20 protein-coding genes are annotated in these 18,973 nt (G+C 56.1%); 13 read left to right on the top strand and 7 right to left on the bottom strand.

Going from position 1 to position 18,973, the window contains the following annotated elements:
• Positions 1–39: 39 nt before the first annotated feature.
• Positions 40–1,215, bottom strand: coding sequence for an MFS transporter (locus tag QC823_RS01730; RefSeq protein WP_309654642.1), 1,176 nt, complete (start codon positions 1,213–1,215; stop codon positions 40–42).
• A gap of 312 nt (positions 1,216–1,527) precedes the next feature.
• On the opposite strand from QC823_RS01730, the gene QC823_RS01725 reads away from it, so the two are divergent.
• Positions 1,528–1,998 (top strand): Spy/CpxP family protein refolding chaperone, encoded by a 471-nt coding sequence (locus QC823_RS01725; RefSeq protein ID WP_309654641.1) that lies wholly within the window; start codon positions 1,528–1,530, stop codon positions 1,996–1,998.
• A 153-nt stretch (positions 1,999–2,151) separates the two neighbouring features.
• Here the strand turns inward: QC823_RS01725 and QC823_RS01720 are convergent, their stop codons facing one another.
• The 3 genes from QC823_RS01720 to QC823_RS01710 all read right to left on the bottom strand — a co-directional run bounded on the left by QC823_RS01720 (position 2,152) and on the right by QC823_RS01710 (position 5,436).
• Positions 2,152–2,583: a DNA polymerase III subunit chi gene (locus tag QC823_RS01720; RefSeq protein WP_309654640.1), complete on the bottom strand. Its 432-nt coding sequence runs from the start codon at positions 2,581–2,583 to the stop codon at positions 2,152–2,154.
• Between the two features lie 60 nt (positions 2,584–2,643).
• Positions 2,644–3,744 carry a branched-chain amino acid aminotransferase gene (locus QC823_RS01715; RefSeq protein ID WP_309654639.1) on the bottom strand — a complete coding sequence of 367 codons (1,101 nt, stop codon included), beginning with the start codon at positions 3,742–3,744 and terminating at the stop codon, positions 2,644–2,646.
• Positions 3,745–3,915: 171 nt separating this feature from the next.
• Positions 3,916–5,436 carry a leucyl aminopeptidase gene (locus QC823_RS01710; RefSeq protein WP_309654638.1) on the bottom strand — a complete coding sequence of 507 codons (1,521 nt, stop codon included), beginning with the start codon at positions 5,434–5,436 and terminating at the stop codon, positions 3,916–3,918.
• 204 nt (positions 5,437–5,640) lie between these two features.
• Between QC823_RS01710 and lptF the strand changes: the two genes are divergently transcribed.
• The 9 genes from lptF to QC823_RS01665 all read left to right on the top strand — a co-directional run bounded on the left by lptF (position 5,641) and on the right by QC823_RS01665 (position 13,457).
• Positions 5,641–6,717: an LPS export ABC transporter permease LptF gene (gene lptF / locus QC823_RS01705; protein ID WP_309654637.1), complete on the top strand. Its 1,077-nt coding sequence runs from the start codon at positions 5,641–5,643 to the stop codon at positions 6,715–6,717.
• The gene (gene lptG / locus QC823_RS01700; protein WP_309654636.1) at positions 6,717–7,796 is read left to right on the top strand and encodes an LPS export ABC transporter permease LptG; all 1,080 of its coding nucleotides are present in this window, start codon (positions 6,717–6,719) and stop codon (positions 7,794–7,796) included. The genes lptF and lptG overlap by 1 nt, the downstream gene beginning before the upstream one ends.
• A 28-nt stretch (positions 7,797–7,824) precedes the next feature.
• A complete protein-coding gene (locus QC823_RS01695; RefSeq protein WP_309654635.1) occupies positions 7,825–8,304 on the top strand; it encodes an RDD family protein in 480 nt (159 codons plus the stop codon).
• Between the two features lie 142 nt (positions 8,305–8,446).
• On the top strand, positions 8,447–8,653 hold the full coding sequence (locus QC823_RS01690; RefSeq protein ID WP_309654634.1) for a (2Fe-2S)-binding protein: 207 nt from the start codon (positions 8,447–8,449) through the stop codon (positions 8,651–8,653).
• Positions 8,654–8,805: 152 nt separating this feature from the next.
• A complete protein-coding gene (gene bfr, locus QC823_RS01685) occupies positions 8,806–9,291 on the top strand; it encodes a bacterioferritin (RefSeq protein ID WP_309654633.1) in 486 nt (161 codons plus the stop codon).
• A gap of 242 nt (positions 9,292–9,533) precedes the next feature.
• Complete coding sequence (locus tag QC823_RS01680; protein ID WP_309654632.1) at positions 9,534–10,307, top strand: pseudouridine synthase; 774 nt, start codon at positions 9,534–9,536, stop codon at positions 10,305–10,307.
• Between the two features lie 10 nt (positions 10,308–10,317).
• Positions 10,318–11,199 carry a tRNA cyclic N6-threonylcarbamoyladenosine(37) synthase TcdA gene (tcdA, locus tag QC823_RS01675; protein WP_309654631.1) on the top strand — a complete coding sequence of 294 codons (882 nt, stop codon included), beginning with the start codon at positions 10,318–10,320 and terminating at the stop codon, positions 11,197–11,199.
• Positions 11,196–11,414, top strand: a complete 219-nt coding sequence (locus QC823_RS01670; protein WP_309654630.1) for a DUF1653 domain-containing protein — start codon at positions 11,196–11,198, stop codon at positions 11,412–11,414. The genes tcdA and QC823_RS01670 overlap by 4 nt, the downstream gene beginning before the upstream one ends.
• A gap of 33 nt (positions 11,415–11,447) precedes the next feature.
• Entirely contained in the window at positions 11,448–13,457 is a 2,010-nt protein-coding gene (locus QC823_RS01665) for a RecQ family ATP-dependent DNA helicase (protein WP_309654629.1), read from the top strand.
• A 7-nt stretch (positions 13,458–13,464) separates the two neighbouring features.
• Here QC823_RS01665 and zigA read toward each other — a convergent pair whose 3' ends face one another.
• The 3 genes from zigA to QC823_RS01650 form a co-directional block, all read right to left on the bottom strand.
• Positions 13,465–14,691, bottom strand: a complete 1,227-nt coding sequence (gene zigA, locus QC823_RS01660; RefSeq protein WP_309654628.1) for a zinc metallochaperone GTPase ZigA — start codon at positions 14,689–14,691, stop codon at positions 13,465–13,467.
• Between the two features lie 112 nt (positions 14,692–14,803).
• Positions 14,804–15,079, bottom strand: coding sequence for a TIGR03643 family protein (locus QC823_RS01655; RefSeq protein WP_309654627.1), 276 nt, complete (start codon positions 15,077–15,079; stop codon positions 14,804–14,806).
• A 10-nt stretch (positions 15,080–15,089) separates the two neighbouring features.
• Positions 15,090–15,731, bottom strand: coding sequence for a class I SAM-dependent methyltransferase (locus QC823_RS01650; protein WP_309654626.1), 642 nt, complete (start codon positions 15,729–15,731; stop codon positions 15,090–15,092).
• Between the two features lie 152 nt (positions 15,732–15,883).
• On the opposite strand from QC823_RS01650, the gene QC823_RS01645 reads away from it, so the two are divergent.
• The 3 genes from QC823_RS01645 to QC823_RS01635 all read left to right on the top strand — a co-directional run bounded on the left by QC823_RS01645 (position 15,884) and on the right by QC823_RS01635 (position 18,970).
• The gene (locus QC823_RS01645) at positions 15,884–16,381 is read left to right on the top strand and encodes a CIA30 family protein (RefSeq protein WP_309654625.1); all 498 of its coding nucleotides are present in this window, start codon (positions 15,884–15,886) and stop codon (positions 16,379–16,381) included.
• Between the two features lie 72 nt (positions 16,382–16,453).
• Positions 16,454–18,220 (top strand): bifunctional isocitrate dehydrogenase kinase/phosphatase, encoded by a 1,767-nt coding sequence (gene aceK / locus QC823_RS01640; protein ID WP_309654624.1) that lies wholly within the window; start codon positions 16,454–16,456, stop codon positions 18,218–18,220.
• Positions 18,221–18,256: 36 nt separating this feature from the next.
• Positions 18,257–18,970 (top strand): SIR2 family NAD-dependent protein deacylase, encoded by a 714-nt coding sequence (locus QC823_RS01635; protein ID WP_309654623.1) that lies wholly within the window; start codon positions 18,257–18,259, stop codon positions 18,968–18,970.
• The last annotated feature ends 3 nt before the right edge of the window (positions 18,971–18,973 follow it).

The following is an 18,973-nucleotide window of genomic DNA, read 5'->3' as shown; positions in this document are numbered from 1 at the left end:
AAAATTGGCGCCAAGTATAGCGCGCCAAGGGGGAGGGCGTCAGGTCTTGCCGGCAGGTATCAATAAGCCGCGCATGGCAATTAACCCCAACACCGGCCCTGGGAGTAGCCACCAAATCACGCTAAGCCCTTGGCTGGCCCAGAGCGAAGTGACCAGCGCAATGGCGGGAATGGTAAGCGCAAAGCCGATAGCGTTCATCATGGCAAGCGCTGAGCCTAAGCGATCACTCGGCGCGGTGGCTGACGCGAGCGCGGAGAATTGTGCCGAGTCGGCAATCACGCTAAAGCCCCATATCAACAGCAGCCCCAGCAGGAAAAGCGGCGGCGCACTGCCAAGTAGCGGGTAAAGCAGACATAGCGCGCCGGAACACGCCAGCGCTATAAAGGCGACACGGCCGCTGCCGACATGGCGGCTGGCGCGCCCGGCAAGCACGCATCCCGGCATACCCACCGCTATCACCGTAAAGCTCAGCCACGAGACGCTGTCGAGGGAGGTGCCCAGCCGGGTAAGTTCGCGCGCGACCAGAAAAGGGGTGAGCGTCCAAAAAGCGTAAAGCTCCCAGCAGTGGCCGAAGTAGCCCAGTGCCGCTGCCCGAAAGCCGCGCTGTTGAAAGGCTAAAAGCCCCGCCCAGGGACGGCCGCCTTTGGCGGTAGGTGGAAGGTGGGGGCCCACCCCTAGGCGAAAAATCATCACCGCCGCGACCAACGCCAAACCTGATGCCAACAGCAGCGGCCACTGCCACGGTAAGGCAAGCGTGACGCCGCGCAGCAAATGCGGTGAGGCGGTGCCCAGTGTCAGCATACCCACGAGCCAGCCTAGTGCGGCGCCTGCGTGACTGGGCGTCCAGCTCACCACGAGCTTCATGCCCAGCGGGTAGATGCCCGCCAGACAAAGCCCGGTGGCAAAGCGCGCAATCGCGGCGAGCGTAACGTTACCCGCCACGCCAATAAAGGCAGCGTTAACCAGTGCCCCGAGAACAGCCGAGATGGCAAACAGATGGCTGGCGCGAACGCGGTCGGCCAAGCCTGTTGTTGCAATCGTCAGGGTACCGGTAATAAAACCGGCTTGAACGGCGATGGTGAGTAGACCTAAATCGCCCTCACTCAGCCCTACGGCCTCTTGCAGGGCGAGCCCCACGCCGTTAACGCTAAACCAAAGCGAGGTGCCGAATAGCTGGGCGATAACGATTGTGACAAGTGGGTAGCGTTTGAGCACTTTCAGGCCTTTTTTAGTGCGCGTTGCGTGGGAGGATAGCGTTGAAGTGATAAAAATGCAGATCTAGTCGCTTAAAAAACGCACATTGTGCGTTGGCTCAACAGGTGCGCCATGTCGTGAGCGATGATGTATTCCATTAGGTTTCTGGGCTGTTCACCCGCTCGGTGTTAAGCCGCAATTACTCAATGGTAATCAACAATTTTTCCTTATGACGAATTTTTTGAAAACAGCATTGTCACAAGCGAGGGTATAGCAAGACCCGTCTGGATTGTGTCGGGTAAAAAATGCACTTTGTACGCAATTGGAGTTTTTATGCAGCTAACCAAACTTTTCGCTCCGGCAGTCGCCGCACTGGTGTTCAGCGTTCCCGCCATGGCCCAGCAAATGGGCGGAGGTGGCATGGGCGGTGGTGCTCCCAGCGTCGATGACCAGATTAACCAACTCGACGAAATGTTGGATCTGGATGACGGGCAAAAAGAAGAACTCAACGATCTTTTGACCCAGATGCAAGATGAAAACAGTGCCAAGCAGCAGGAAGCCCGAGAGCTGCAACTGCAACTTGGCGAGCACATTCAGCCCGATTACGATGAAGCTGCCATTCGCGCGGATGCGGAGCGTCTTGGTGACCTAACGGCCGAGATGACCGCTGATAGCATCATCATGCAGTCTCAGATCGAAGACGTGTTCACTCAGGAACAGCGCGATCAACTGGATGAAGCCATGGCTCAGCGGCAGAAGCAAATGGAACAGATGCAGGAGCAGATGCAACAACAGGGAGGCTAAGGCGAAGATGCAGTAACACCGATTGTCTATGTCTGTTGACGACCCCGCCAAGTGCGGGGTCACTCGTTTGTAGCGGATGGTTTTCTCGGGCTTCTTCATGATGTCGTTCATCTCGAACAGTGTTGGCTGAACACAGGCGCAGCTGCTCAGTTATTACCCCAACTTATGCGGCACCACTTCATGGCCGAGTTCTTTATAGCGCTGCCAGCATGCACGCTTGGCCACGAGGACTTCTTGGTGTTGGTTGATGATTTCTGCTACACGGGCGTAGGCGTCGATGCCGTCGGGGATGTCGGGGTGGAGGTTAAGAAGGGCGGTCTCTGTTGTGGGTTTGGGCAGCGCGTTCCAGCCTAGTGTTACCGGCACTTGTGTGGCCATGTCGCTAGTCTCTAGCGCGTGGGGCACATAGGCGTCAGGGCGAAACGTCCATAGCGCGTCATCGGCCTGTTCGGCGAGGGCTTGGTCTTCGCAGTGCAGATGAAGGCGGTAGCCTTTGCGCCAGATCGTTTCGGCCAGTTTGCAGGCAAAAGCGAGGCGGGCGTCGAGCGTGGTGTCGGGGAGAATATAGAAATCGATGCGCGCCATATAAGGCTCCGGCGCCCGCCGCGAACCGGCATATAACGGTTCGCGGCGGGCAGGCGTGGGTTAAACCAGCTTTGTCAGCCAGCCGTATTGATCTTCGCTGCGGCCATACTGCAAATCCAGTAGCTTGGTACGCAGGCGCTTGGCCACCTTATTTTCGCCGCCTGCCGAGAGGCGGATGCGCTCGTTCTCGCTGACAAGCTCGCCCACTGGCGTGATCACCGCTGCCGTGCCGCAGGCAAAGACTTCGGTGATCTCGCCGGAGGCCGCACCGTCGCGCCACTCGTCGATGCTGATCGGGCGCTCTTCAGGCGTTAGGCCTTCGTCTTTGGCAAGCGTCAGCACGGAGTTGCGGGTGACGCCTTCTAGAATTGTGTCGGTCAGGCGTGGGGTAACCACACGGCCATCTTGATAGACGAAGAACAGGTTCATGCCGCCGAGTTCTTCGATCCACTTGTTTTCCGCTGCGTCTAAGAAAGCGACTTGGCTGCAGCCGTTGGCGCTTGCTTCTTTTTGCGCGGCGAGTGACGCGGCGTAGTTGCCGCCGCATTTGGCAAAGCCGGTGCCGCCGGGCGCGGCGCGCTTGTAGTGGCTAGAGAGCCAGATCGATACCGGGTCAATGCCGCCTTTGAAATAGGCCGCCGCCGGGGAGGCGATCACGTAATAATCGACTTCGTGCGCCGGGCGGACGCCAAGAAACGCTTCGGAAGCGATCATAAACGGGCGCAGATACAGGCTGCATTCGTCAGAGGCGTCCTTTGGCGTCGGCACCCAGGCGTGGTCCTGGGCGAGCAGCGCTTTCAGCGAGCCAATGAAGTCCTCATCGGAAAGCTCCGGCAAGGCCAAGCGGCGGGCGCTGCGGCGGAAACGCTCAGCGTTTTTCTCCGGGCGGAAGGTCCAGATGGAACCATCGGCATGGCGGTACGCTTTGATACCTTCAAAAATTTCCTGGCCGTAGTGCAGTACCGAGGCGGCGGGGTCGAGGGTCAGTGGGCCATAGGGGCGCACTTCGTGGCCATGCCAGCCAACGTCATGGGTCCAGCGAACGTGGGCCATGTGGTCCGTAAAGTGGCTACCGAAGCCGGGGTTTTTGAGGATGTTGTCGCGAATCTCGTCAGACGTCGGCTGATTGGACGGCAGAATGGCAAAATGGTCGGTGGACACGGTTTTCTCCACAGCGATCACCACGGTTTGTCAGCAAAGACTGTTGCCGAGGCGATCTTAATCAAATGAAACGGGCAATACCCCTGGCGAGTGCCGGGGCACGAATAACGCAATAAATTGCAATGGTTCAAGGTGTAACGGTTGCCGAGCTGAAAGGCAACCGTTGAACGGTTAGCCGTCGCTATTTTCTACCTGGGCGTCAGTTTCCCGGTCAAGTAGGTACTGGGTTAATAGCCCGACAGGGCGGCCGGTCGCGCCTTTCTGCTTACCCGAATGCCAGGCGGTGCCGGCGATATCCAGGTGTGCCCAAGGGAAGTGGTCGGCAAAGCGTGACAGAAAGCACGCGGCGGTAATCGTACCGGCCGGGCGGCCGCCAATGTTGGCTAAATCGGCAAAATTGGAGTCAAGCTGCTCCTGGTACTCGTCCCACAGCGGCAAGTGCCAGGCGCGATCCCAAGCGGTGTCACCGGCTTCAAGCAGATCCAACGCCAAGTCGTCATCGTTGGATAAAAGCCCGGTGGCGTGGTGCCCAAGGCCAATAATGCAGGCGCCGGTGAGGGTGGCAATATCCACTACGCTTGCCGGCTCGAAACGCTCGGCATAGGTCAGCGCATCGCAGAGTACCAAGCGGCCTTCGGCATCGGTGTTGAGCACTTCAACGGTCAGGCCTTTGAGCGTTTTGATGATATCGCCCGGCTTGGTGGCGGCACCATCCGGCATGTTTTCTGCCGCGGCAACGATAAATACCAAGTTAAGCTTCGGCTTGATTGCCAATATGGCGTTGACGGTGCCAAACACACTGGCAGCGCCACCCATGTCGAACTTCATTTCGTCCATGCCGTCGCCCGGTTTGAGCGAAATGCCGCCGGTATCAAAGGTAATGCCCTTACCCACTAGCACGTGCGGCGCTTCTTTTGGGTCTTCCGCGCCTTGATACGTCATGACGATCAGCCGCGAGGGTTCGCGGCTGCCACGCCCCACCGAAAGTAGCGAACCAGCCCCCAGTTTTTCCAGCACTTCTTCATCGAGAATATCGGTGGTAAGCGCGCCCTTTGAACTGGCGGCGAGCGTTTGTGCTTGCTCCGCCAAATAGCGCGGCGTGCAGACGTTACCGGGTAAGTTACCCAAGGTGCGAGTGAGGTTGATACCCTCGCCAATGGCACTCCCCACGCGCGCGCCTTCTTTCACGGCATCGGCTTCATCAGCGGCACTCAGCAAAAGCGTCAGACTCTTGAGCGCAGGCTTGGGGGCCGGCGAGGATTTAAACTGATCGAAGCGGTACAGCGCGCGTTTGGCGGCTTCCAAGGTTTTGCGTGCTTTCCAGGCGCTGTCACGATCTTCAAGCGGCACATCGGTGAACGAAATGCTGGCTTCATCGAGGGGGAGTTTTACCAGCGCCGTGAAAGCGGCATCGAGCGCTTTCAAGAAGGCGGCTTCTTGACATTTTTGACGCTCGCCTAAACCCACTAGCAGCAGCCGTTCGGTACCCAGCCCTGGGGCAAAGGGGATCAATTGCACGTTGCCAAGGGTCGCCTCAAAGTCGCCACGCTCAAGCAGTTGGCCGATTAGCCGCTCGCTGGCGTCATCCAGTTTCGCCACGGCGGGCAAGAGTTCGCTATCTTTAAATACGGGTACGACAAGACACGCGGTTTCGGCTTTTGCCGGATTGGCGGTCTGAACGGAAAATTCCATGACGTCTCCAACAAGACAAGCATCGAGGGATTCGGGATAATGCCTCGTTGCGTGGGTATATATTGTGCTATCTGCAATTAGTGTACCCAAGCCCTTAGTGCATTGCATGAGGACATTGTATAAGTACATTTCATAAGTACATTACATGAACTCCTTGTATACGTACCATTGCATGGCATCGAGCAGGATTAGCCGGAGAGCGCGTTGATTTTATTTCGCTATTTAACCCGCGAAGTGTTGCTGACCATGTCAGCAGTGGCTGGCATTTTGCTACTGATCATCATGGGTAGCCGTTTTATTCGTTACTTCTCCAATGCGGCGGAGGGAGACATCCCTGTCACTATCCTGGGGTATTTAATGCTGTTTCATCTGCCGGGATTTATGGAGCTAATCCTGCCGCTAGCATTTTTCCTGGGTATTCTGCTCGCCTATGGCCAGCTCTATATGAACAGTGAAATTACCGTGATGGTCGCGTGCGGGGTTAGCCCGACTCGGTTGTTAAAAGTCACGCTGTTGCCGGCCATGCTGGTAGCCATGCTGGTGGGGCTCTGCAGCCTTTGGTTGACGCCACTAGGTTCGTTTAACACCGAGACAATGCTCGAGGAGCAGCGCAGCCGCTTAGATGTTTCTGTACTGGCACCGGGGCGTTTTCAGGAGTTTGGTCAGGGGCGAACGGCGTATATCAGCGGATTTTCAGACGATGGAATGGAGATGAAGAACGTCTTTGTCCATGAACTTGGCGACCGGAGGGAGGGCGTGCATAACTACGTCACTCGTGCGGCGTCAGGCTACCAAGAGGTTCGCTCGGATACCGGTAGCCGCTTTTTGGTGTTAGAGGATGGCGAGCGCTACGGCGTGACGCCCGGGCGTTTCGAGGCCGAACGATTGACGTTTGAGCGCTATACGTTGCGTCTAGGAGCAACGAGGGAGCGTCAATCGGTTGATTCGTTTGACGTCGCGTCCACGGCATCGCTCTTTGCCAACCCTGACACGCGCGCTCAGGCGCAATGGCAGTGGCGGGTGGGGCTGCCACTGATGGTGTTTATTTTGGCGTTGATAGCGCAGCCGCTTTCCAAGGTGAACCCGCGACAAGGACGCTTTGCCAAGCTTCTGCCGGCGGTGTTCCTTTATGTCGCGTATTTAAGCCTACTGCTAGCCGCGGTAGATACTATTGGTAGTGGCACTTGGCCCGTGACGCTTGGCGTGTGGCCTGTGCACGGGTTGTTTTTAGCGCTTGGTTTACTGCTGTTGTGGCACTCGCAACGTAAGGGGATGCGCTAATGCGCAATGGGCTAACAATCGCGGATCACTTAGACCGCTACATCGCGCGCAACGTGCTCGCGGCCATTGTGGTGGTGCAAGTTGTGCTGCTGGGCTTGGATATCACCATTGCCTACCTGGATGAATTAGGCGATGTGCAAGAAGGCTACAGTGCACTGGATGTGCTGTTCTATCTGATTATGCGCATGCCGTGGCGTTTTTATCAGTACGCGCCAGTGGCAGTGTTAATTGGCGCGTTGATTGGCTTGGGCAGCATGGCGTCAAGTAACGAACTCACTGTAATGCGCGCCGCGGGGCGTTCACTAACGCGGATTGTCTGGGGTGTAATGAAGCCCGTGTTGCTTGTCGTGGTGGTGGTGTTACTGGTGGTCGAGTACGTTAGCCCGCGAACCGAGCAGTTTGCGGAAGCGTGGAAGTTGGAGCAGCGCCAAGGCGAAGGCGCGGTGCTCACCAGCCGCAGCGGGTGGCAAATCGAGGGCGATACTATTTACCGCTTTGGGGCAATTCGCGCCGATAACGTGGTGCTTGATCTGACCCGCTATCGCTTTGATGAGCGTCAACTCGTGGAAGCGGCACATGCGCAACGTGCCTATTGGGACAATGGTGAGTGGCGGCTGGAGAACGTGACGGTAACCACGCTATCTGAGGAGCGAACTGAGGCGCAAAGCTATCAAACGCTAGCATGGGAAACAGACTTAACGCCCACACAACTGGAGCGCTTGCTGCGGGATATTGAAACGCAGTCACCCAGCGAACTGCACGCCTATGCGCGATTTTTGCAGTCTCAAGGACAGCAAGCCGATGAGCCGTTACTCTACTTCTGGCAAAAAATGTTGATGCCGCTCACCATGGCGTCGCTGGTATTGATTGCAACCTCGTTTGTTTTCGGCCCGCTGCGTACGGTCGCCGCTGGCACTCGGGTATTTTACGGTGTGGTAACGGGGCTTTTGTTTAAGTACACCCAAGACTTGCTCGCACCGGCATCGACGATTTTTGGCTTCTCGCCGGTGTGGGCGGTGCTGGTGCCGACACTTGCCTGCGCGGCAGCCGGTATCTACTTTTTGCGCCGTAACGGCTGAATCCATTCAATGATGATGATAAGACACCATGTCACAACGACGTTTTACCCAGCTTGATAGCGTATGGCCGGCACCGTTGCCACGCCGCCTCGGGGCACTCATTTATGACGGCTTTTTGGTGGCGGCCATTTGGATCGCGGTGACGGTGGCCCATGTGGCCTTTTTTCGCCTAGTCGTGGGGCAGAGTGCCGAAGAGGTGGGAACCAGCGCGGTCGAGGTTTGGTCGCTGCGGCTACTACTTGTGCTCTCGGCGATGGCTTTTTTTACGTTTTCATGGACACGCGGTGGCATGACATTAGGCATGCAGTCGTGGCGTTTGCGTGTACAAACCGTCGATGGCAGTAGCATCAGTGTAGGGCAGAGTGTTGTTCGCTGCCTGGTGGCATGGGTCTCGCTTGTCGCTCTAGGCTTGGGCTACTGGTGGGTGCTCTTTGATAGCGAGCGCCGCAGCTGGCCAGACCTTGTTTCCGGCACCCGCACGGTAGTGCTGCCCAAGAAGAGGGATTAGGCCCTAGTGGTTTTAAACCCCAGTGGTTAACAAAGCAAAAAAGAGAAGGTAAGAGAAAAAAACCTGAAAGCGTGCGATTATGGCTTGCAGAAATGTATGCGAATCATTTACATTCACCTCATGACTTTTATGAGGTGTCGCTATGTATGTCTGCGTATGTAAGGGAGTCACTGACCATCAAATCCGCCAGCAAGTGAGCGACGGCGCGCGTAACTGGCGTGACGTGCGCGAGGCCACCGGTTGTGGTACTCAGTGCGGCAAGTGCGCTTGCTTTGCCAAATCGCTGACCCGCGAAGCGGTGCAAGAGGCGCGCGCAGAAGCCAATATGGGTCTGGCTTACGCGGTTTGACGGCCATCGCACCTTTTGCTTTTTCATAGCAAAGTTATGATTTATTTGAGTTTTTCTTCAATCTTTCTATACTGCTGGTAACGATGGGAGTTTCCCCTTTTGGGTGGTTTATACTTCCGTTTGTATTTCTTTAACAGCAAAAGGGCAGTCATATGAAAGGCGATTCAAAAGTTCTCGAGCACCTCAACATTGCGCTAGGCAATGAACTGGTCGCGATCAACCAGTACTTTCTGCATGCGAAAATGTACAAAGATTGGGGCCTCAAAGCGCTGGCAAAGTGGGAATATGACGAATCCATTGAAGAGATGCAGCACGCCGATAAGCTGATTGAACGTATTCTTTTCCTTGAAGGAGTTCCCAATCTGCAGGATCTCGGCAAGTTGTATATCGGCGAAAACGTCAAAGAAATGCTCGAAAGTGATCTGAAGATTGAGCACGACGGGCGCAACGACTACATCGAAGCGATTACCTACTGCGAAGGCGTTAAAGACTACGTAACGCGCGATCTTTTACGTGATCTGCTTGCCGATGAAGAAGGTCATATCGATCATATCGAAACTGAGCTTCACCTTATTGAGCAAGTTGGGATTCAGAACTATCTGCAGCGCCAAATGCAAATGGCAGGCGACGAAGAGTAACTTCGCACTCTGCAGGTATGATCAGAACGGGCGGCCATATGGCTGCCCGTTTTTTTATCCCTTTAAAGTCGGTCCCTGCGGCTATCCCGTCTATGCCAGCGGCTGCCCCCATATAAGCCGTGGCAGGACGGGTGACATCTCGTGGCCAAGCCGCGACAATAGCGCTTTATTTAGATTACTAGTGACTACTCATTAGCTGCTTATTTATTAGCTATTTTTATTAGCAATTGCCGGGGAGCGTTATGACGCCACTCAATATCCTCTATCAGGATGAGTATCTGGTGGCGGTGCATAAGCCGTCAGGGCTTTTGGTGCATCGCTCGGCGTTGGCGCGTGGCGAAACCGAATTTCTGCTCCAACGGCTGCGTGATCAGCTGGGGCAGCGCGTTTATCCGGTTCACCGGCTAGACCGACCCACCTCGGGGGTGATGGTGCTCGCGCTTTCTTCGGAAGTTGCCGCGCGCTTAAGTGATTCCTTTGGCGAGCGCCAGGTGGATAAGCGCTACCTAGCGGTTGTGCGCGGTGTTGCCCCTGCCGAAGCGCGTCTGGATTATCCGCTGCGTGAGGAAGACGGCATACGACCCAAGGCCGATATGCTGGCGATGCCGTCGATGACCGATATTCGCTGTGTGGATAGCGTTGAGCTACCGGTTCAGGTGGACCGCTATCCTAAAGCGCGTTATTCGCTGGTGGAAGCCAAGCCGCTGACCGGGCGACGCCACCAGATTCGTCGCCACCTTTCTCGGCGCGGTTATCCGGTTATTGGCGATGCCAAGCACGGCAAAAGTGTCCACAACCGCTTTTTTGCCGAACAGTTAGGCGCGCCGCGTTTATTGCTTGCCGCGTCCTATTTAGCCTTTGATCATCCGCTGGATAACAAACGCCTTGAGCTGAGTTGCGCGCTAGATGACACAATGACGGCGTTATTTCATCATCTTGGCTGGGCGGGACACCTGCCGCTAGATAGCGTGCGAACGCCGCCCATTGCCACCCCCCCTGCGCTACAAGCACTGTGAGTCTGCTGTTATGTCACTGAATGAGCCATCAACACTGCCCGCCGCAGCGCCTGCTTCAGCAGACCCAGTCTCTACAGACCATGACTTGCGCTTTGGCGGTATTCGACGTCTTTACGGTCAGCGTGCCTTTGAGGCGTTTCGTCATGCCCACGTGGTGGTGGTGGGAGTCGGTGGGGTAGGGAGTTGGACCGTCGAAGCGCTGGCGCGCTCGGGTATTGGAAAGCTGACGCTGATCGATCTGGACGACGTCTGTGTTTCCAACGTCAACCGTCAGCTCCACGCGCTGGAGGGCACCATTGGCAAGCCCAAGGTTGAGGTGCTGGCTGAACGCTGCCGCCTGATTGCTCCGGAAATTGAGATTGTCGCGGATACCGCTTTCGTCACGCCCACCAACCTGGCCGAGCGTATTCCCGATGACGCCGACCACGTGGTGGATGCCATCGACAGCGTGATGGCCAAGGCGGCGTTAATCGCCTGGTGCAAGCGGCGTAAAATCCCCATCACCGTGACCGGTGCGGCGGGTGGGCAGACTGACCCGACACGGATTCAGGTGGCGGATTTGACCCGCACCGAGCACGACCCGCTGCTCTCCAAAGTGCGTTCGCGATTGCGCCGGGATTACGGCTTTTCCCGCAACCCCAAGCGGCGCTTCTCGGTGGAGTGCGTTTACTCCGACGAGCAGTTGATCTATCCCGGCGCCGACGGTGAAGTATGCCTACAAAAGCCCGGCAGTGGTGATGCCACGCGCTTGGATTGCGCCTCAGGCTTTGGTGCCGCTACCTTTCTGACCGGCACCTTTGGCTTTGTCGCCGCCTCAAAAGTGCTTGAACGCCTCGCCAAAAAAGCCAATCAGCCCGCTGTCGCAAACGCCACTCAAGAGGAGGCCGAATGACCGCGCCTGTTCCTGGTATTTATCGCCACTACAAAGGCAACCTTTACGAAGTGCTGGGTACCGCTCAGCACAGCGAAAGCGAAGAACCGCTGGTGGTCTACCGCGCGCTTTACGGCGACTACGGCCTTTGGGTGCGCCCGCTTGAAATGTTTATGGAGGCGGTCACCAAAGAGGGCCACACCCAGCCACGCTTTGCCCTGGAGAAGGCGTTTTAGGCCTGAACTTGGTTAACAAGGAAGCAGTATAGTATGCCCTCAATGACACCCCAGCAAACGCTCAAAGATGTCTTCGGGTTTGATGATTTTCGCGGCGGCCAGCAGGCGGTGGTGGAACGCGTATTGGATGGCTACTCGACGGCAGCCATTTTCGCTACCGGTGCGGGAAAGTCGCTTTGCTACCAGCTACCGGCGCTGCATTTACCGCATTTAACCTTGGTGGTGTCGCCGCTGCTGGCGCTAATGCAGGATCAGCTCTCTTTTTTAACGCGCCACGGCGTCGCGGCGGCCAGTATTGATTCCACCCAAGACCGCGACACCACCCGTGATGTCATGGAACGCGCCAAAAGCGGCGAGTTAAAAATCTTGATGGTGTCGGTGGAGCGGCTTAAGAACGAGCGCTTCCGGCACTTTTTGCGCCAGGTGCGTATTTCGCTACTGGTGGTCGATGAAGCCCACTGCCTATCGGAGTGGGGGCATAACTTCCGCCCTGATTATTTGAAGCTGCCGGACTACCAGCGGGAATTTGCCATTCCTCAGGTGCTGTTGCTCACCGCCACAGCAACGCCCACCGTTATTACCGACATGCGTGAGAAGTTTGCCATTGCGCCGGATAACGTCATCACCACCGGCTTTTACCGTTCCAATCTTGAACTGTTGGTAGCGCCTGCCATGGAGAATCGCCAGCAGCAACTGATTAACTGGCTGACCCCGCAGATGCAGCCGGGCAGCGAAGCGCCGACGATTATCTATGTCACCCTGCAACAAACCGCCGAGCAGGTGGCGAAAGCGCTGGCGGCCCAGGGGATTGCCGCGCAGGCCTACCATGCGGGGCTGGATTCAAGCCGACGAGATGAGATTCAGGGCCAGTTCATGCGCGGTGAGTCGCCCTGCATCGTGGCGACTATCGCGTTTGGGATGGGCATCGATAAGGGCAACATCCGCAACGTGGTGCATTTTGATCTGCCCAAGTCGATTGAGAACTACAGTCAGGAGATCGGCCGGGCGGGGCGTGACGGCCTACCATCCACTTGCCTGACCATGGCGGGGCGTGATGGGCTACGAGTGCTGGAAAACTTCGTTTACGGCGATACGCCTGAGTACGGCGGTATCTACCGGCTATTGGAGGAAATTGCTGCAGCAGGCAAAGCGCCAGGTCGTCAGTGGGAAGTGCTGCTTAACACGCTTTCTCGCGACACCAATATTCGCCTGCTACCGCTGAAAACGCTGCTGGTGCGGCTGGAAATGCACGGCATGATCGCCCCGCGCTTTGCGTTTCTCGCCGAGTATCGGCTGCGCTACCACATCGAACCAGATGCTTTGGTGAGCCGTTTCCAAGGCGAACGGGCGGCCTTTGTACGCTTGCTGGTCGATAACATTCCCATCGCCCGCACCTGGGGCACGGTGGATTTTGAGCGCCTGCACAGCGCGGGGCAGGCGCAGCAGATTGATGCCTCCCGCGCCCGTGTGATTACCGCGCTTGAGTATTTTCAGGATAAAGGCTGGCTGACCCTTGAAGGCAAACGGATGACCGACGTGTACGAGGTGCTGCAGCCGAATTTTGCTATTGAGGCGCTGGCGAGCCAGCTGTATCAAGATTGTTTGAACCGGGAGCGAATTGAGGTCGAGCGGCTGCAGGCCATGCTGGCGCTGTTTGAATCGGAAAGCTGCCTGACGCGGCGGTTGGCCGAGCACTTTGGCGATAGCACTTTTGACGCACCGCCTGAGAGCGAGCAGGGCCGCTGCGGGCACTGCTCGGTGTGTTATGGCCATCCCGTAAGACTACCGGATGCGCCGCCGCTGCCCGCGCTAAGCGATGCTGATTTTGCGCGCTATGCCACACCGCTGATCGAGCGCCACACGCAGCAATGTGGCCAGCCGCCCAATGCGCAGCGGCTGGCGCACTTTCTGTGTGGCCTCACCATGCCGGTTTTCACCCCACTCAAAGCGCGTGGCCTTGACGGCTTCGCGGTCTTTGAGCAGCGCGCCTACCCGGATGTGCGGCATTGGGCGGAAAGGCACCTGGGCAATGTCGGCCCCTAGCGAAGTGTCATTCCCAAGTGGGGAAAGGGTCGGGCAGTTTTTTCCACGCTTCCATGCCTTCTAGCAACTCACCTTCGCTTAACAGGCAGGCATCTAGCGCTTCGCGCATTTTGGCTTGATCCAAGTTTTGGCCGATAAACACCAGTTCCTGGCGCATATCGCCAAACGGCTCCTGCCACTTTTCCATAATAAACTGGCGGTATTCGGGGTCGTCGGGCCAGCTGTCTTCAGGGATGGCTTTCCAGAACACACCGGCAGGGCCGTGATGGGCAATGCCACCCGCTTGGCTCCACTGGCCAGCATAGCGGGGGCGGGTGGCGAGCCAAAAAAAGCCTTTTGAACGCAGCAGGCCTTTCCCAAACCACTCTTGATTGAGCAGGTCGTGGAATTTTTGCGGGTGGAAGGGGCGACGGGCGTGGTAGGCAAAACTGCCGATGCCGTATTCCTCTGTTTCGGGCACGTGTTCGCCGCGCATCTCTTTCAACCAGCCGGGCGCCTGTTGGGCGCGTTCAAAGTTGAATTTGCCGGTATCCAGCACTTTATCCAGCGGCACGTCGCCTTGGGTGATCGGCGCCAGCTCCGCGTCGGGGTTCAGCGAGCGCAGAATTGCCTTCAGCGCTTCCAACTCTTTGTCATTGATCAAATCGGTTTTGCTGATGAGCAGCACATCACAAAACTCAATTTGATCGACCAGCAGGTCGGCAACATTGCGCTCGTCGTCTTCGCCTAAGCTCTCGCCGGCTTCCTCTAGGCTTTGCGCTTCACGGTACTGTTCAAGGAAGTTCACGCCATCAACAACCGTTACCAGCGTATCTAAGCACGCAACGTGGGAAAGGCTTTGACCGCTTTCATCTTCAAAAGTGAAGGTTTCCGCCACAGGTAGCGGCTCGGAAATGCCGGTGGACTCGATCACCAGATAATCAAATTTGCCTTCTCGGGCCAGTTGGCTGACTTCTTCCAGCAAGTCTTCGCGCAGCGTGCAGCAGATGCAGCCGTTGCTCATTTCTACCAATCGCTCCTCAGAGCGGTTAAGGGCCACATCACTATCCAATGTGGATTCACCAGGGCCGCCGCGCACCAGCGCGCCGTCGATATTGACCTCGCTCATGTCGTTGACGATCACCGCGACGCGACGACCTTCGCGGTTGGCCAAAATATGATTGAGCACAGTGGTTTTACCGGCACCCAGAAAACCCGAGAGCACGGTCACGGGTAGGGGAGAAAACGCAGTCATTGCTAGGTCACCTCTAAACGGTTTTATGTTATGTAATAATATAACAATAAAGAGTCGAAAAGAAATGGATCTGCTTTTCTCGCGCCTCTATCAAGTTCTTCAGGGGCAGTAATCAGCGCTTATATTGCGTTGGGCAGTACCCCCTGATGACATCCGGTGAGCGCAGGGCACGGTGTTTTGTGTTGCGCCCAGAAACCCGCTGACGCCATAGGCGGAAGGACGAGGGTTTGAGCTGATGGCGCATCACCTGGATAACATCAGACTCATTGAACTCAAAAAGCGTTTCGATCGCGTCAAAGGGGGTGCGGTCTTCCCAGGCCATTTCGATTAGGCGGGATTGTTCATCGTCTGGAAGACGGCGAAAGCGTTTGATGGCAGCATTTGGCATGGCGGTTTCCTTATTTTTCAGCGGTTGATTCGGTAGGCCTTTTAGCCGCCAGCAGGGCGCGAAAAAGCGATCCCATCAACACCGGTTCATCGTGTCGAATCCAGAATCCCGCCTCACTCAGTAGCGGCTGTGCCTGACGGGTAATATCGCTGGCAATGGCCGAGGTGATCACGTTTAACGCTTTGCGCCCGGCCCCCGCTGGCTGATCATCGGGCTGAAATTTATCCATCACGCAGAGCTGACCATCCCCTTTAAGCACGCGATGGGCTTCGGTTAGCCCGCGCTCTGGGTTGGGCATAACCGCGATAACTAAGTGCATCACTACGACGTCAAAATAGCCGTCTGGATAGGCCAGCGCCTCAGCATCCATTACCTGGCAGAGCGCATCGCGACGCAAGTGTTCCGCGCGCTTTGCTGTGCGTTTCACCATGGCCGAGCAGAGATCCGTTGCGTGTAGCTCAATTTCCACTGGCAGAAAGGGTAAATCTAGCCCCGTGCCTGCGCCGACAAGCAGCACACGCATACCAGGCTCCCAATCGACTTGGCCCAGTGCTATGCGCCGAGGGCGTCTCAGTACGCGCGCTGTCATGGCGTCGTAAAGAGGCGCGTAGGCAGTATAGCGAAGTTGATTCCAGCGCGTGGTATTGAGCATGTGTTCTCCCAACGCAGATATACCACTATTCTAGGCGATGACACGCATCATGCCTCTATCAGGGTATATAAGTCAGCATACACCTATTTTAGTGTGTCTAAATGAATGCACGTATCTCAATGAACGCATTTCGATAAACGAATGGAGTCATAATGACAGTGTTAACGTTCGACCACCAAGGTGAAGCTAACCGTTGGCACGCCGTTAACGACGGTGTAATGGGTGGCATGTCGCAGGGCGCGTTTACGGTTCAGGGTGGAGAAGGGCGGTTTCACGGTAACGTATCGCTTGAAAACGGCGGCGGTTTTGCCTCGGTGCGACGTGACCCCGATACGTTTGAACCAACGCTCCACCATGCTCGTGGCATTATGCTTAGCGTGCAGGGCGATGGGCGGGCCTATCAACTGCGCTTAAAAAGCGCGCGGCTTGAAGATGCCAGCGCCTACCGGGTGACATTCACAGCACCCCAACACCAGTGGGAGACACGGTACTTTGAATGGCGCGATTTTGAGGCCGTGCGGCGGGGCACGTTACTCACTGATGCGCCACCGCTTGAACCGCAAACGATCTATCAACTAGGGTTTTTGATTGCCGATCGAACCGCAGGGCCATTTTGTTTGCGCGTTGCATCACTAAAGCCACTAACGTAAATACCCACCAAGGTCGCCTCGTATGTCGTCACACAATCGGGGAAGCTAGGGAAAACTTTGAGGAGTCCGACTGTGAAACTGTCACCCGCTTATCGCTTGGCCACTACCATTTTGCACGGCTTTGATGAATACCGCGCCCGTTTTAAAGACATCACGCAGGATGCCAGCCGACGCTTTCGCGAAGCGGCATGGCGTGAAGCGCAGCAAGCCTCGGCTGAGCGCATTAACCTTTATGAAGAAAAGGTAGGGGTGACGCTTGCGCGTATGCAATGCACCTTCGATCATGACGTGCTTTCCCATTGTGAGTGCTGGCGCGAGGCCCGCACACATTACGCTGATCTCATCAGTCAACGGCTAGACTATGAGTTGGCAGAAACGTTCTTCAACTCGTTGTTCTGCTCTATTTTTCATCATCGTCACATTCGTAACGACTGGATGTTTGTGTACAGCTCGCGGGAAGACGCTGCGCACCACTCAGGCATTGAACTGTGTCGTCGCCGGTCAGTGAATGATGATTGGCAAAGTGCATTGCGTTGGGCACTAGAAGAAGCGCCCTTTGATAACCCCTTCACGGATATAGATCGTGATACGCAGCTAGGGGCGGAGTTTCTCGAAGCCAACTTGCCCGACGCGATTTCGCAGTCCGGTAATGTTGAAATTGAGCTGCTTAAAAACGTTTTCTACCGCAACAAAGGCGCGTACCTGGTCGGGCGAATTTACGGTGGTGGCGAGCAAGTGCCGTTAGTACTTCCGGTACTCCATGGTGAGGGGTTTGGCGAGGAAAAGGATGCCGATTCACGCCTGCACTTGGATACTGTGCTCATTGAGTCCAACGAGGTCTCGATCATTTTCTCGTTTACCCGCGCCTATTTTCAGGTCGAGGTCCCGGTGCCTGGGGAGTTCGTTAGCTACTTGCAGGAGCTCATGCCGCAAAAACCGGCAGGAGAACTTTACGCCGCCATTGGCTTTTTCAAACACGGTAAAACGGAATTTTTCCGTGCGCTTAATCGACAGGTCGCCAAGCGTGAAGACCAGTTTATTATCGCGCCGGGTGTACGCGGTATGGTGATGGCCGTGTTTGTGCTGCCGTCGTTTCGCACGGTGTTTAAAATCATCAAGGATAAATTTGACCCAACCAAAGAGATGAGCCGCGAAAACGTGCGCGAAAAGTATCGGCTGGTTAAACGCCACGACCGTGTGGGTCGCATGGCTGATACTCAAGAGTTCTCCAACTTTATCGCCCGACAAGACCACTTCTCGCCGGAGTGCCTGGAGCATCTTTTGGAAGTATGCCCCTCCACGGTGTATCTCAAAGACGACAAGGTCATCATCAAGCATTGTTATACCGAACGGATGATGACGCCGCTCAATATTTACTTGGAAGAGTGCAGCGAAGAAGAGAAGCACACCATCCTTAAAGATTATGGCAACGCGATTAAGCAGCTAGCGGCGGCGAACATCTTCCCCGGCGATATGTTATTGAAAAACTTCGGCGTCACGCGCCACGGTCGGGTGATTTTCTACGATTATGACGAAATCTGCTACTTGACCGAGTGTAACTTTCGCCATATTCCAGAGGCACTTTACCCCGAGCAGGAAATGTCCAGTGAGCCGTGGTACTCGGTTGGGCCTAACGATATTTTTCCGGAAGAATTCGGGCCGTTTCTTTTCGCCAATATGGAACTGCGCAAGCTCTTCTACCAACTGCATCCCGAACTTTTCGACGCGGACTACTGGCAAGGGTTGCAGCAAGCGATTCTTGATGGACGTGTGATTGATGTGTACCCCTACCGCAATAAGCAACGCTTTGCAGGCAACGTCGGGCAGTTAGTATATTAAACGTTGATAAACATAAGCGAGCGCGATGGGGGATACATGGCAAATACGCCGCACCTTGTGGTGTTTACCGGCTCGGGCATTAGTGCCGAAAGCGGGATTAAAACGTTTCGTGCCAGCGACGGGTTATGGGATAACCACCCGGTGGAAGACGTCGCCACGCCTGGTGCCTGGCGGCGCGACCCCGAACGGGTGCTGGATTTCTATAACCTACGCCGCGAGCAGGTCCGTAAGGCGAAACCCAATGCCGCTCACAAGGCATTGGCTGGCCTGGAAAAAGAGGGCTTCAAGGTCAGTATCATTACGCAAAATATCGACGATCTACACGAACGCGCCGGTTCTCGGTATGTGCTGCATTTGCACGGCGAGATCTTAAAAGCGCGTTCCAGCGTTGATGTGCGGATGCAGTACCGCTTGCCGAAAGGCGGCATCGAAATGGGAGATTTGTGCGATAAAGGCAGCCAGCTGCGCCCAGACGTGGTGTGGTTTGGCGAATCGGTGCCGCTTTTTCCCGATGCCTGCGATATCGTCGCCGAAGCAGATTTTCTGCTCGTGGTGGGCACGTCGCTTGCCGTGATGCCCGCCGCTTCGCTCTTAACCCATATCGACGACGACACGCACTGCGCGGTGGTCGACCCTAACGCCGATGAGCTAAGCCCTGCTGGCGTGTTGGCGATTAATACCACCGCGGGTGAAGGTGTGCCGGCATTGGTCAATCAGTGGAAAAAACAGGGTCACCTGGGGCTGCCTTAGGCT

The organism is Vreelandella vilamensis (genome assembly GCF_031451755.1).
Taxonomy (GTDB): Bacteria; Pseudomonadota; Gammaproteobacteria; order Pseudomonadales; family Halomonadaceae; genus Vreelandella; species Vreelandella vilamensis.
This window is presented reverse-complemented; position numbering and strand designations above follow the sequence as displayed.